The sequence below is a fragment of the Prosthecobacter sp. genome, from assembly GCF_044226605.1.
Taxonomy (GTDB): Bacteria; Verrucomicrobiota; Verrucomicrobiia; order Verrucomicrobiales; family Verrucomicrobiaceae; genus Prosthecobacter.
Genome location: NZ_JBGAGS010000009.1, coordinates 20,809 through 33,856, shown reverse-complemented (window position 1 = coordinate 33,856; position 13,048 = coordinate 20,809). Strand labels below are relative to the sequence as shown.

The window sequence follows — 13,048 nt, the reverse complement described above, 5'->3', positions numbered from 1 at the left end:
GGAGGACGAGGTCAATGCGCCGGACCTCAGTTCACGGCGAATTCACGAAAGGTCGAATGTGAATTCTTCGTGAAGGGGCGATGCGTTCTCTGCTCCTTTGTGCCCTCTTCGTTTCATCCGCTTTCGCCGCTGATACTCCGAACATCGTCATCATTCTGGCGGACGATTACGGCTATGGCAGCGCGGGCTGCTACGGTGCGGATGGCAAGCTGGTGCAGACGCCGAACATTGACCGGCTGGCGAAAGAAGGGCGGCGCTTTACGGATGCGAACACGACTTCGTCGGTGTGCTCCCCGACGCGTTATTCGGTGATGACGGGACGGTACTGCTGGCGGACCTCGCTTACGCATGAGGTGCTCGGCACCTTTTCTCCGCTGCATATCGAGACCACGCGGCTGAACATGGCCTCCCTGCTGAAAAAGCATGGCTATCAAACGGCTGCGATCGGCAAATGGCATCTGGGCTATGGCACGGATGATGGCTCGCTGAAATGGCGCACGGACTACACGGCGGAGCTTTCGCCAGGACCGCTGGACCTCGGCTTTGATTATCACTTCGGTGTCCCGAGCAATCATGGCGATCTCACGGGAGTGTATGTGGAAAACCGTTTTGTGTACGGGCTGCGCAGCGGCAAGATCCCCGCGGGCATGAAGCTGAAGGGGCCTGATTCCGATGATCCGAATTTCAAAGCCACCTATGGCGCTGAAGACACGGAAAACGGGAAGGCCACGATTCTGGATCTTGATGCGCCGCGCCGGGTGAATGACCGCGTGATGCCGCTGCTGACCACCAAGGCGGCGGAGTGGATCGCGCAGCAGAAGAAGGACGCTCCGTTCTTTTTGTACTACACGCCGGTGGCGGTGCACAATCCCGTCACGCCGGAGAAGGACCTGGCCGGAAAGAGCAAGGCCGGGCCGTATGGTGACTGGATTCTCGAACTCGACCGCAGCGTGGGCGGTGTCTTGAAAGCGCTGGATGACAAGGGCATCGCGAAAGACACGCTGGTGATTCTGAGCAGCGACAATGGCGGGGTGTTCACGCCCACGCGCGAAACGGTGCAGACGCAGGCTTTCAAAGCGGGACTCAAGGTGAACGGCGATCTCAAGGGGGGCAAACACGACGTGTGGGAGGGCGGCTTCAAGGTGCCCTTCATCACCCGCTGGCCGGCGAAGATCCCGGCGGGGACGGTGTGCGATGACATGATCAGCCTCGCCGACATTCTGGCCACCACAGCGGCCATCGTGGGTGAAAAGCTGCCTGCGGCTGCCACCGGTGCGGAAGACAGCTTCAATGCGCTGCCGGCTTTTCTTGGCACGAAAGACGCCGCGCCCACGCGCGACCACATGTTTGTCCACAGTTCCGATGGTGTGTTCGCGATCCGCAAGGGGCCGTGGAAATGGATCGAGGGCGTGCCGGTGAGCGACATCAAGGTCGGAGCCCGCAAGGCGCATGCGACGCAGTTCAAACCGCAGCTTTACAACCTGAAGGATGATCCCGCTGAGGCGACGGACGTCAGCGCACAGCATCCTGAAGTGGTGAAGGAGCTGAGTGCGCTGGTGAACCGTTATCGCGATGGTGGTTACAGCCGCGAGATGCCGCCCATCGTTGAGAAGAAGGCGCAGGCGGAGATCGCCCCGCTGGCGGGAGAGAGTGTGATGACGCAGGATTTCAAAGCGCTGCCGGCCAAACCATGGACCATGACGCGCGGCACCTGGCAGGTGCATGATGAGGCGATCTGGAATCCCGCGCCAAAAACGGAGGAGCAGGGAGCCACGCTGACCTGCCCTGTGGCGATCGCTGACGGCACGCTGCAATACGAGATGAAGCTGCACACGGCGGGACGCCATTCGCTGCGCATTCACACGGCGGGCAAGCATTCCTTCCGCATCGTGGTGAGCAGCACGGTGCTTGAGATCACGAAGAATCCCGATCAGGGACAGGACAAGAGCCAGACGGAACCGCTGGCCCGGCAGAAGATCAAACTCAACGCGAAGGACTGGCAGACGTTGCGGGTCAGCTTCAAGGGAGATCAGATCACCGCGCAGATCGCTGGAGTGACGGCGACCGGGAAGCATGCGGTGATCGCGGAAGAGAAAACGCAGATCAATCTGATCGTGTTTGATGGCGAAGCAGGCTTCAAGAATCTGCGCGTGGTGAAGTAGGTGATCCGCGCGCCAGAGCGACCGTCAAAGGCAGCCAGAAGAGGAGTCCTTCGAAGCGTGGCGCTGTGGCCAGCGAGGTGAGGGACTCGCCATCAAACAGCAGGCCGCCGCAGCCGAAAGCGAGAAGGGCGATCCAGGTAGCATCTCCACGAACGGCGAGGCTGCATGCGCGGCGAATGCCGATGACGAGAGACATCAGCAGCAAGACGGTGCCAATGATGCCGCCATGCACAAAGGTGGCAAAGAACGCGCTGTGCAGGTGCGACATCATGCAGATGTTGGTTTTGGCCTGGAGCTCGCATTGCCAGAGGTCACGTGCGCCCCATTGGCCGGTGCCGGTCCAGACATTGGACACCGCATGCCATCCGGCGCGATAGATTTCGAGGCGCGAGTTGTCTCCACGTTCGACCACTTTTTGAAGGTGATCCGTGATGCCGCCCGGGCTGACGGCTGCGGCGGATTCAGCGCGCCATTGGGCCATGTGAGCGAACAGCGGTGCGCTGCTGAAGTAGAGCATGCCCGAGAGGACGAACACGCAGGCCGCCGCTGCGCCGCGCCGCCAGCCGCGAGCGAGTAGAAGCGCTGCATGACCGCAGACCAGGGCCAGCATTGCACCACGGCTGCCTGAAAGAAACGCTGCGAAATGCAGCAGTGCGATGGCCGCCCATGCGAGCCACCGTGGCATGGGCGTGAATGCATACTCCATCAGTGTCGCGAGCCACAGTGCTGCGAAGCCAAAAATCAATCCTGTGCAGACCGGATTGAGTCCGCCATGCACGAGAAGATTCATGAGCCGCTCCCCCGCCTGATGATTTGGCAGAATGAAATAGGACAGTACGATGCTGAGCAGCGCGGCAAGAGCGCTCGTGATGCCCAGCGTCCAACCAGTAGCTGGCAGAGATTCCCGTTTGTCTGACTGCTGCCAGACAAGGGCGCAGAACAGCACCAGCAGCCCGAGGCCGAGCAGGCCGCACCTCATTTCATCCAGCGAGTGGACGGACAGGCATGAGCGCAGGGTCATCCAGAAAAGGAAAGCGGCCACCGCCAGCGCTCCGGGATCCGTGCACCAGCGCAGGAGCTGCGGTCTCCAGTCCGTCCAAGCACAGGCCACCAGTCCTGCCACCAACAGCCAACCAAGATGCAGCCACCCATTGGGGAGGCAGGAATGACCGGCCACAAAGCCCATGACTGCGGCGGGCGCCGCCCATGATCCGAGGAGCGAAGGTCGCGACGCGGGCGTTGCGAACTCGGTGGTGAGAACAAGCGACAGAGCTTTCACGCGAGGCTGAATCCGGCGGCCAGCAGGACAAGCAGCAGCGCGCAGGTGAGCGCCGCCATCGCCGGACCTTGTCCCACCGCGATCATGCGGCCCTGAGTGCGGCTCCAGCCACGCATGGGCCCGGCGATGCTGAAGCGGCGGAGAAAGTGAATGAAGGCAGACAGTGCGATCACCGCAAAGAGAAGGAGGATGCAAGTCATGACGCCTGAACATGCGACCGCTTTAGCGAACTGCACGAAACAGTTCCGCCACAGTTAGACCCACTTCAAAAATCTTGTCACATTGCCCGGGCGGCGGAGCGGCCCCATTGGCTGCGTTGGTCGCTTGCCTGTTATTTTCAAATAGCAGACGGCGCTCCCGCTTTGCCACTGGGGGCCGCTGCGCTCGCCGGTCAAAATGACAATTTTTTCGAGAACTGCTCTATGCCTGCTTGCGACCGAGGAAGATGCCGTAGTCCCAGATGCCGCCGTAGGCGGAGAAGCGTTCGTCCAGAAGGGGGATGAACGTGCGGTTTAGATGGGGCCAGAGATGTCCCTCCATGCGCACATGATTCAGACCCATCCAGCGGCGAAACCAGGAGAAACGGGAGTGGGAAAAGTCCACCACGGCGATGCAGCCGCCTTCGGCGAGGTCCTCGCAGGCAGCATCGATGGCCTGCTCCCAGCCGGGATTGAACATGGACAATGCGTACGAAAACAGCACGAGATCGAAACGCGTGCCGTCCTGGTGCACCGGTGCGGAGTAGGAGCGCTGGAGCAGGGTGGTTTTGTCATCGCGCACCTTTTTCGCGGCGATGGCGAGCATCTGCGCTGAGAGATCCACACCGGTGATGTGGGCCTGAGGGAAGCGCCGGCGGAGGCCCGGCAGATTGCGCCCGGTGCCGCAACCGACTTCGAGGATGCGCCGGGGAGTCGCCACGCATGCCGCACGCAGAAGTGCATCCTCGCGACCAAACAAAAAGCTCCAGCGTGTGGCATCGTAGATGCGTGAATGGAACTGGTAGTAGCGCTGCAGAGCGGCGCCTGCGGCAGGAGATGGGGCGGTGGTGGCATCCATCACAGGACCTCCGCAAAGTGCAGGCTGCCGTAGGTGCCGACGCGATCGAGCTGATGCAGTGCCTCGGTGCGATCGGGGAAAAAGCGCACGCGTGCGCGGATGGCTTCGGGGATGAAATCGAGATTCACACCTGCGGAACGCATGAGGATTTTGGCACCGGGGGCGCTGTTGCTGAGGATGAGCTCCCATTCATCGCGCAGGGCCTCGACGTCATGCGCGGCCAGCCAGTCTTGGTGGTCCAGCAGCACGAAGTGTGTGTAGCGGCCGGGGTATTCGCGGAGGAAGCCGGAGAGCGTGGTGGTGTAGCTTTTCAGGCGGTCCACGCGGGATTTCAGTGCGGACAGATTGTCCTGCTTCAAATAATTGGGGCAGCAGCCCAGCGTGTAGGAGCCGGTCATGTAAACGCGCCAGAAGTAATTGTCAGAGATGGGGAGCTCGGTGAAAACGTGGCGCAGCTTGTCCTTCACATAGTCGGTGAGGCCGCCGGGGTAGGAGTCCTGGATGAGTTTGATCTGCGGACGAGGCACGCCGAGCAGTGTCATGAGCGTGGGCTGGCGCAGCAGCCAGTTGCTGAAGGGGCCCCAGATCTCGCGCTCGAAGAGTTCATACGCGCTGCGCTGCTCTTCCAATGAACGGGCATCGAGCAGGCAGGTGGCGAAGTTTTTCACGTTTGGGCGCAGCTTGAAAAGAGCATTGCCCATGACATACGCGGCGATGCCGGAGGTGCCGTGGTAGTAGAAAGACTTCTTCAGGCTGGTGGGATTGAAGAAGCTGATGCGTCTGTCCCAGAACTTCCGCGCGGGCTCGGAAAGCGTGCTGCGCACCCCGGCATATACGGAGACGTATTCAGCATGGGAACCGAAGCCGAACATCTCAAACAGTTCTTCAAAGCTGCCCTGACGGATGAGCGCCTGTTTGAGCTCCAGCAGGGCGTTCTGGCGATAGTTCATGTCCACGGCGTGGATCTCAGCGGGACTGTCGAGCAGGTAGTCGAGGGCGTTGCAGCCGGCGCTGGTGATCATGACCACGCGGCTGCTGGCATCGAGCTGCATCAGCCGCCGGTCGAGCCGCGGATCCTCCCAGGCGGTGTTGTAGATGAGATTGGAATTGTGAACATGGCGGAAAACCATGTCGTGAGCCGATTTCAACAACGGAACCGAACGGAGGGGTGGGGACTCTTTGAGCATGATCGCGAGGGAGTGATCATGTGATCACGCGAAACTCAAAAATGAGCCAGCAGGGGAGTGTGTTTGTTTCGTCACACAGAACTGACCGCATCTGAACAACCTGCCTGCCTGCTATTTTTAATAGAGCAGGAAACCGATCTCGCTGTCTGAGAGCTGGGAGGTATCGTCCACCGCCAGGAGAGCCTGGGTGTCGAAAGTGGCCTCCCAAGGAGCCTCTGCCGCCACGGCAGAGAGAAGGGGCAGGTCCGCAGGAGCTGTGATGGCAGGTGCGGTGTGCTGCGCCAGACGGGTGTCAGCCGCAGGCTGAGTCTGGAAAATAACGAGCGCCAGAGCGAGGGCGGCCACGGTGACCGTGGCGAAAGCCCACTTGGCAGCCGGGGCTGCAAAGGTGACATCCTCCCACCAAAGGCGCAGAGCCGCGAGCCAGCCACGATCCTGCGGCGTCTGACGAGCAGCACGGACGACGTTCTGGGCGAAATTGGAACGCACCTCTACCTTGCGGGCCTGGGCCAGCAGTTTGGCGATGGGGTCTTGGGGCGAGAGGGGGTCCATGACGGGCGGGATTCAGTCTTTCAAACCACTAACATAAGCCAAAGTTGCACCCAAGGCGGGATTTTTTTGTCCGGGGCGGCTAGAAATACATGCGAAGGGCGGTGGACCAGCTCACGCCATTGTAGCCGCCACCGTGGCCGCCGCCGCTCAGGTTGACGAATTCGACTCCGGTCATCAGCTTCAGCTTGTGGCCATAAAAGTAGTAATTTGCCCCCAGGTACAGGGCCTGATACTGGCCACCACGACCTTTGTCCGTGATGTAGGGTGCCAGGCGGTCATAGCGGCTGGACAAGCGCAGGCCATCGTTATCCCCCACTGCAAACTGATAGCGCCCCACGAACTGCAGCTTCTGGGTGACGAAAAACGTGGGCATGAGGATGATGCCAGACACATTTCCCTGAGAGCCACGACCGTGACCGTGGAGGATGTCCGTGTAGAAACCCCAGGGGCCCTTTTCCCAGCTGCTGTTCAGAGACATGGCGCTCTCAAACAGGTAGGGGGCAGGCGCTCCTTCAAAGGTGGCACCCTTGACGGAAGTGTCCGCCGTGGCCTTCTGGTAGTCGAAGAAAATCGTGGCGCGATCCAGTCCCGTCGCCTCCTTGAGATCATAGCCGAGACCTGCCTGGAGAAGCGCGCCGCCGTGGAAAGTCGTGAACTCCCGCTCATCATCGCCGGCGTACGCAGCCAGCTTCCATTGATACTTCCCGGCCTTGCCATTGGCCCAGATGCCCGTGTACCAGCTCGTCCACAGCACGTCGGTGAGCAGAGCGCGCTCGATGGTCAGGATCTCGCGCGAAGAAGTCGTGCGCTCCAAGGCGAAGTACGCCTGATGTTTGCCGATGCCCATCGTCAGCGCGTCGGAAAAGGCATACTCAAAAAACAGGATGTTCAGGCGACCGTAGAACTGATTGAAATCGGCGTTGATATCGATCAGCCCGTCCAGCCGGCCCTTGCCATCCAGCCATTTGGATTTGAAGCCCAGGCGCAGGCGGCGCACCTCCAAGTCCCCCCAGCGTGAATCTTGCTCGCGGTCGCGGCTGCCGTAATTGCCCCGGTTTGACCAGCCTTGATCATCTTGAACCTGCAGGATGCCATAAAGCTGAAAGCGCGTCAGAAAGCCGGTCTTTGCATCATAGAGCACCGGCAGGGCCCAGAGCTGGTCATAGATGGAGCCCGGGGGCTTTTTGGTGACGGCGCTGGCCAGAGCGGCATTCGCCAGGCTGCCATTCACCGTTTGCGCAGAGACGAGGGAACTGAGTGCGGACAGGGCCAGGCCGGCAAGCAGAAAGGCGAGAGGGAGCTTGGGCGGGGAAAAGCGGGCGCGGGGGATTCGAACTACGGGGGGAGGCACGAAGGTGCAACGAATGCCATTCAATCATTGTTACGATTTCGTCACAATGTAGGCCGCAGCACGACAGGGTCTCTAAAACACGACCTGAAGAGGGGGGGAACCCGGGGTCAGCCTGGAGGCCAGTCCAGGCTGCGACCTGCCAGCAGGTGCACGTGCATGTGGGGCACGGATTCGCCTGCGTCCTTGCCGTGATTGATCACCAGACGGAAGCCTTTGCTGCGGTCTTTGATGCCGAGCTTGTCGGCGATTTTTCCCGCCGCCAGCAGCAGCGCGCCGAGCGTGGCCTGATCCTCCGGCACGGCTTCGCCGACGCGGGGGATGAGTTTCTTTGGCACGATCAGTACGTGGATCGGGGCCTGGGCATTGATGTCGTTGAAGGCGGCCACCAGATCGTCCTCATAGACGAGCGGGGCGGGGATTTCGCGGTCGATGATCTTCTGGAAAATGGTCTTCTCGCTCATGGGGGAAATTAACGGAAAAGTTCCGGCTGGCGGCCATCGCGGGGACGGCGCTCGCCGAGGCTCTTGATCTCATCGATGAACTCGCCCACGTCCTCAAACTGGCGGTACACGGAGGCGTAGCGAACGTAGGCCACGTGGTCGAGGCTCTCCAGGCGGCGCATGACTTTGGCGCCGATGACGGTGCTGGGGATCTCGCGGTAGCCTTCCTCTTCGAGTTCATTGGCGATGTCGTCCACCAACTGCTCGAGCTGCTCCATTTTGACGGGGCGCTTTTCGCAAGATTTGCGGACGCCGCCGAGGAGCTTGTCGCGATTGAAGTTTTCGCGGGCGCCGTTGCGTTTGACGACGCGGAGTTCTTCGCGCTCCACGATCTCGTAGGTGGTGAAGCGGAAGTCGCACTTCATGCATTCGCGGCGGCGGCGGATGGCATGGCCTTCCCGCGCCTCGCGGGAGTCGATCACTTTATCCTGGGAGCTTCCGCATTTGGGGCAGCGCATCTGGGGGTGGTTGGGTGGGGAATGTGCTTTCTCGGGGGCCGGATGGCAAGCAGCTTCGTAGTTCGGGCTTTGCGGGCTGATTTTCGCGTTTATCGTCCAATCATGTCCCGCATCATCCTAGGCGTCACCGGTTCCATCGCAGCTTACAAGGCGGCGGATCTCGCCAGCCAGCTTACCAAGGCCGGCCACAACGTGACCTGCGTGCTGACGAAATCGGCGTTGGAATTTGTTACGCCCCTCACGCTGGGAACGCTTTCTAAAAATCCGGTCATCAGCGATTTGTTTGCCGAAAAGGAGGGCTGGCAGCCGGGGCACATCCACCTCGCGGATGAGGCTGAGCTGCTGCTGGTCGCGCCTGCCACGGCAAATATTCTGGCCTGCATGGCGAATGGTTTTGCGAATGATGCGCTCACAGCGATCGCGCTGGCCACGCGAGCGCCCATTTTGATTGCGCCTGCCATGAACGGCAAGATGTGGCAGCACCCTGCCACGCAGAAGAATGTGGAGACGCTGCGGGGTTTTGGCGCGCAGTTTGTCGAGCCTGCGTCTGGCATGCTGGCGTGCGGGTATGAGGGCGTGGGCAGGCTGGCGGAGGTGGAGGTGATCTTGCAGGCGGTTGAAACGGTGCTGAGCGCGAAGCGGTAACCGACAACGATCCTCATGTGAGAGGAGCAATCTTGCAGGCAATGACAGCAACTCTTGTAGAGATAGGCTAAAAAATTTGCAGACTGGTGCCGGTTTTCGTTGACGCTTTTTCGCTTCTTTTCCAAACTCGGCGTACGTGGCAAATTCGAGCGATCAACGGGGCATGCATCTGCTGGCTGAGGAACAACTCAGTGCAGGGGTGGATGCTTTTCTGGAGACGATTCGGGGCATGAAGGAACCGAAGGCGCTGGCGGGTCTGGCGGACAAATGGAAGAACGATCCGCGGCCCTGGGCACGGGCGATGATGCAGCGCTACTTTGAGCTGCCGTTCGACAAACCGGGACATCAGGTGGTGGTGAAGCGGCTCTTCAAGGCGGCAGAGGCGCGGGGGGATGATGCGGTGATGGCGCGCTGCCTGATGGCGTTTGACCGGCTGGTGCGGCGTGTGCGCGCCAAAGAATTTCAGTATGACCGGGTGGCACGGGTGATGATCGAGTCCGAGATCCTGCGGACTCCGCGCAATGTGTTTACGAAAGGGATGTCGAAGTATCTGACGCCGAAGAAGCTGGAGAAGTTTCGTCTGTTTAAATTTCGGACGCGGTATTATCTGCAGCGGCGGGTGTGGCGCTACTTTCGCAAGCTGGGGTTCAAAGATGGTGCGCAATACCTCGCGGCCGTGGCACCGGGGCTGGCCGCTTTTCAAGACGCGGATCTGGCTGCGGGAGAAAACTTGCTGGACAGTTGGAGCCTGATGCATGCGCTGCATGGCGAGAGCGAGGCGGTGGAGTTTAGCAGCCTGCGTGCGGTGCTGAAGGAAGGCCGGACGCTGGGGGTATTGAAGCCGGAGCCGGCGTTTTCAAGGCACTGGCGGACGCCGGGCGGTGTGGTGGCGGCGCTGGAACTGATCGTGGCGGCGCAGTCGCGGCTGGTGCGCGTGTGGGCGCTGGCCTGGCATCAGGAGCTGGTCAAAACCATGCCGGCAGCACCTTCGGCGGACCTTTTGACACGCATGCTGGCGCATGACGATGAGGAGGTGCAGAGCTACGGCGCGCGTCTGTTGGCCGAGTGCACGGAGGCTGCCAACTGGCCGCTGGAGACATGGCTGAAGCTGCTGAAGTGCGAGAACCCGCGCGTGGCTCAGCTTCTTTGTGATGCGATGCTGAAGCATGTGCGCGATGAGCGCGTGACGCTGGCGCAGCGAGTGGAGATCGCGCTGGCAAAGGCCACACCGATCGCGCGGCTGGGGCTGCGTTTGCTGGAGAAGACACCGCCGCGTGATGCTGCCGAGCGTGAGGTGATCGCGGGCCTGTGGCGGGCGCAATGTCTCGGCATCGGCGGAGAGATCGTGCGCTGGGCGCTGGCGCAGCTCGGCACAGCGGAAGTCTATCAGATGCCGGTGGTGTGCCGCTTTTTTGACAGTGCCAATGCGGGCATCCGCGAGGGCGCGTGGGCCTGGATGGAGCAGGAAACTTCACCCGGCTGGCCGGATGCCGCGTTGTGGAGCCGGCTGGCTGAGACGCCGTATGCGGATATGCGCGGTCGCATGATCGACGCACTGACGATGCGTGCCGGCAAGCCGCCGGTCGGTGCCGATGATCTGGCACCGGTGTGGACGAGTGTGCTGCTGGACGTGCATCGCGGTGGCAGGCAGAAGCTGAAGGCGCTGCGGCAGATCGCGGAGGCTCTGGCGGCCACGCCGAATGAAAAATTGCTGCCAGTGCTGGTGGCGACGGTGCGCTCCATCCGTGGACCTGAGGCACGCGCGGCGCTGGCGGCGGTGATGACGCTGCTGGTGAAACGTCCCGAACTGGAAAGCGCGATCACTGCGGCGCTGCCCGAGCTGGTGCTGAATCCGGCAGGAGCAGGAAACCCACTCAAGGCTGCCGCATGAACATCACCTTTGCTTATCGCGGTCGAAGTCATGTCGCTGAAACGGGCGGCGGGCAGATCGTGTCGCTGGCGCCGAATTTGAAACGGGACGTGGTGGCCTTTGACGCGGCGCTGAAAAATCCGCTGACCTTTCGCGAGGCCATCTCCGCGCTGCATGATGTGGTGATCAATGATCTGCGCTTCAAGCCGCGCGACAAAACGGCCTACGAGGAATGGAAAAAAGGCGAGCAGCAGCGCGAGCGTGCGATCCGCACCGAGGCTGCGCGCGATGCACGGCTGGAGGTGGAATCCAAACTCAAGCAGCCTTTGACGCGTGATTTTGAAAAGCAATTTGACCAAGCCCGCAAGCGCTACTGGAACGCGCGGCTGAAGTACTCCGATCATCTGCGCCGCCATGATCAGGAGCTGTGGCGGCTGCTCATGCCCTGCGATCCGGTGATCACCGTGGCGCCGGATGTGGTCTTCTTTGAGTGCTTCAGCGCGGATGAGTCGAGCTACGGCTGCCTCAGTGTGGAGCGCGATGAATGTTTCAGCGCTGCTGGCGGCGTGCAGTGCGGGACGACGAATGTGGATTACTCCTGGGATCTGTTTCACCATTTCCAGACGCTGCGTACTTATCAGCCCGCGCGCTTCAGTGTGGATCCCTCTGGCTTTGAGGTGAAGGTGCAGGGCGGAGAGGATTATCGTGAGGAAAAGATCGACCTGCCGAATGGCTGGCTGCGTGGCTTCATGCAGCTTCAGGGCGCGATGACGCTGCCGATGCGGCGTGTGACGCTGTCGCGACAGGGCGTGTATTCCTTGCTCGCCTGGCTGCGTCGGCATAAGGCGCAGCGCAGCCCGAGGGCGTTGCGGTTTGAGATGGTGGAAGGGCGTGCGCCGGAGCTGGTGCTGGAGCCCTGGGAGCAGCGCATCATTGATCGTGGCGCGCCGCTGTGTGCGCAGTCGATGGAACCGATTCGTGTGTGGGGCGTGCGCCGTTTGCTGACGCTGGCACGGCTGCTGCCGCTGATTGATCGTGTGGAGGTGTGTCTGCTTGGCACCGGTTTGCCGTCCATGTGGATCGCGCACATGGGGCCGATGAAGCTCACGCTGGGACTTTCCGGCTGGACCACGAATGACTGGACGCGTGGCAGTGCTCTGGATCTGCTGCTGCCGCCGCAGGAGCCGGGGAAAGATTTGATCGACAAGGTCGCCGCAACATTGAGGCAGCAGCAGTCGGCTTCTCTGGCGACGCTCGTCAGTGCTGGCGGTGCTGCGGAACCTCTGACGACTGCGGCGCTGAAGCATCTGGCGCATTCGGGGCAGGTGATCTTTGATCTGCCGCATCAGGTGTATCGCTGGCGGCAGATCATGCCGCAGGTGCTGGGAGAGGAACAGCTTGGCCCGGAAAACGTCGAGGCTCGCGCTGCGCATGAGATCAAGGACCGCGAGATCCGTGTGCTGAGCAGCACCGATGCGCCCAACGACACCAAGCTGCACACCGGCACCGTGCAAAAGCGCGAGGTCGAGCTGCTGCTGGATCGCGATGGCATGATGCGCCGCGCGAAGTGCGACTGCTCCCACCATTTCAAAGGAGGGCTGAGGAAAGGGCCATGCCGCCACCTCATCGCTTTCCGCCGCAAACTTTTGAACCCCGTTGACCCAGGCACGCCTTCTCTGTATGAGAGGCTCTGGTCGGGGCTTCGCACGAACCCTTAACCACGGAGGCCGCCACAACCGAAACCAGATCTTTCCACATTTCCCGAGAGGGGACGCATGCTCACTGAGACCATCCTTGCGGTGTTCCGCCGCGAATGAAGCTGCCCGTCCATGCATCCCCAAGCCCGTTGTTCGGATGGCCCATGTGGGCACCCGACGCTTGGCCAAGGCAACCCGAACGTTCACACGCGTCGGGTGCCCACATGGGCCTGAGTGAACGGACTTGGTCCTGAGCAAGTAGTCAGTGACGCATGCGCCCCTCCCGGAAAA

Annotated in this window: 12 protein-coding genes; 4 read left to right on the top strand and 8 right to left on the bottom strand. The window is 61.3% G+C overall.

Annotation, left to right across the window (positions count from 1 at the left end):
* The first annotated feature begins 80 nt into the window (after positions 1-80).
* On the top strand, positions 81-2,162 hold the full coding sequence (locus ACILSO_RS13595; protein WP_395737965.1) for an arylsulfatase: 2,082 nt from the start codon (positions 81-83) through the stop codon (positions 2,160-2,162).
* On the opposite strand, the gene ACILSO_RS13590 is transcribed toward ACILSO_RS13595, so the two are convergent.
* The 8 genes from ACILSO_RS13590 to nrdR form a co-directional block, all read right to left on the bottom strand.
* A complete protein-coding gene (locus tag ACILSO_RS13590; protein WP_395737964.1) occupies positions 2,137-3,441 on the bottom strand; it encodes an O-antigen ligase family protein in 1,305 nt (434 codons plus the stop codon). The two genes, ACILSO_RS13595 and ACILSO_RS13590, sit on opposite strands and share 26 nt — an antisense overlap.
* Positions 3,438-3,641: a hypothetical protein gene (locus ACILSO_RS13585; RefSeq protein WP_395737963.1), complete on the bottom strand. Its 204-nt coding sequence runs from the start codon at positions 3,639-3,641 to the stop codon at positions 3,438-3,440. The genes ACILSO_RS13590 and ACILSO_RS13585 overlap by 4 nt, the downstream gene beginning before the upstream one ends.
* A gap of 220 nt (positions 3,642-3,861) precedes the next feature.
* The gene (locus tag ACILSO_RS13580) at positions 3,862-4,497 is read right to left on the bottom strand and encodes a class I SAM-dependent methyltransferase (RefSeq protein WP_395737962.1); all 636 of its coding nucleotides are present in this window, start codon (positions 4,495-4,497) and stop codon (positions 3,862-3,864) included.
* Positions 4,497-5,627 (bottom strand): DUF3419 family protein, encoded by a 1,131-nt coding sequence (locus ACILSO_RS13575; RefSeq protein ID WP_395737961.1) that lies wholly within the window; start codon positions 5,625-5,627, stop codon positions 4,497-4,499. Before ACILSO_RS13575 ends, ACILSO_RS13580 begins: the two co-directional genes overlap by 1 nt.
* 174 nt (positions 5,628-5,801) lie before the next feature.
* Positions 5,802-6,236 (bottom strand): hypothetical protein, encoded by a 435-nt coding sequence (locus ACILSO_RS13570; protein WP_395737960.1) that lies wholly within the window; start codon positions 6,234-6,236, stop codon positions 5,802-5,804.
* A 79-nt stretch (positions 6,237-6,315) separates the two neighbouring features.
* Complete coding sequence (locus ACILSO_RS13565) at positions 6,316-7,587, bottom strand: porin (protein ID WP_395737959.1); 1,272 nt, start codon at positions 7,585-7,587, stop codon at positions 6,316-6,318.
* 107 nt (positions 7,588-7,694) lie between these two features.
* Positions 7,695-8,048, bottom strand: a complete 354-nt coding sequence (locus ACILSO_RS13560) for an HIT domain-containing protein (RefSeq protein ID WP_395737958.1) — start codon at positions 8,046-8,048, stop codon at positions 7,695-7,697.
* A gap of 8 nt (positions 8,049-8,056) precedes the next feature.
* The gene (gene nrdR, locus ACILSO_RS13555; protein ID WP_395737957.1) at positions 8,057-8,545 is read right to left on the bottom strand and encodes a transcriptional regulator NrdR; all 489 of its coding nucleotides are present in this window, start codon (positions 8,543-8,545) and stop codon (positions 8,057-8,059) included.
* A 102-nt stretch (positions 8,546-8,647) separates the two neighbouring features.
* Between nrdR and ACILSO_RS13550 the strand changes: the two genes are divergently transcribed.
* The 3 genes from ACILSO_RS13550 to ACILSO_RS13540 all read left to right on the top strand — a co-directional run bounded on the left by ACILSO_RS13550 (position 8,648) and on the right by ACILSO_RS13540 (position 12,778).
* Positions 8,648-9,190: a flavoprotein gene (locus ACILSO_RS13550; protein ID WP_395737956.1), complete on the top strand. Its 543-nt coding sequence runs from the start codon at positions 8,648-8,650 to the stop codon at positions 9,188-9,190.
* 163 nt (positions 9,191-9,353) lie between these two features.
* A complete protein-coding gene (locus ACILSO_RS13545) occupies positions 9,354-11,081 on the top strand; it encodes a hypothetical protein (protein ID WP_395737955.1) in 1,728 nt (575 codons plus the stop codon).
* Positions 11,078-12,778: a metal-binding protein gene (locus ACILSO_RS13540; protein ID WP_395737954.1), complete on the top strand. Its 1,701-nt coding sequence runs from the start codon at positions 11,078-11,080 to the stop codon at positions 12,776-12,778. The genes ACILSO_RS13545 and ACILSO_RS13540 overlap by 4 nt, the downstream gene beginning before the upstream one ends.
* The last annotated feature ends 270 nt before the right edge of the window (positions 12,779-13,048 follow it).

What these genes read in the sequence shown, in the direction of transcription:
- ACILSO_RS13595 (WP_395737965.1), top strand. Translation starts at nt 81, where the DNA reads ATGCGTTCTCTGCTCCTTTGTGCCCTCTTCGTTTCATCCGCTTTCGCC.
- ACILSO_RS13550 (WP_395737956.1), top strand. Translation starts at nt 8,648, where the DNA reads ATGTCCCGCATCATCCTAGGCGTCACCGGTTCCATCGCAGCTTACAAG.
- ACILSO_RS13570 (WP_395737960.1), bottom strand. Translation starts at nt 6,236, where the DNA reads ATGGACCCCCTCTCGCCCCAAGACCCCATCGCCAAACTGCTGGCCCAG.
- ACILSO_RS13540 (WP_395737954.1), top strand. Translation starts at nt 11,078, where the DNA reads ATGAACATCACCTTTGCTTATCGCGGTCGAAGTCATGTCGCTGAAACG.
- ACILSO_RS13575 (WP_395737961.1), bottom strand. Translation starts at nt 5,627, where the DNA reads ATGGTTTTCCGCCATGTTCACAATTCCAATCTCATCTACAACACCGCC.
- ACILSO_RS13560 (WP_395737958.1), bottom strand. Translation starts at nt 8,048, where the DNA reads ATGAGCGAGAAGACCATTTTCCAGAAGATCATCGACCGCGAAATCCCC.
- nrdR (WP_395737957.1), bottom strand. Translation starts at nt 8,545, where the DNA reads ATGCGCTGCCCCAAATGCGGAAGCTCCCAGGATAAAGTGATCGACTCC.
- ACILSO_RS13580 (WP_395737962.1), bottom strand. Translation starts at nt 4,497, where the DNA reads ATGGATGCCACCACCGCCCCATCTCCTGCCGCAGGCGCCGCTCTGCAG.
- ACILSO_RS13585 (WP_395737963.1), bottom strand. Translation starts at nt 3,641, where the DNA reads ATGACTTGCATCCTCCTTCTCTTTGCGGTGATCGCACTGTCTGCCTTC.
- ACILSO_RS13545 (WP_395737955.1), top strand. Translation starts at nt 9,354, where the DNA reads ATGCATCTGCTGGCTGAGGAACAACTCAGTGCAGGGGTGGATGCTTTT.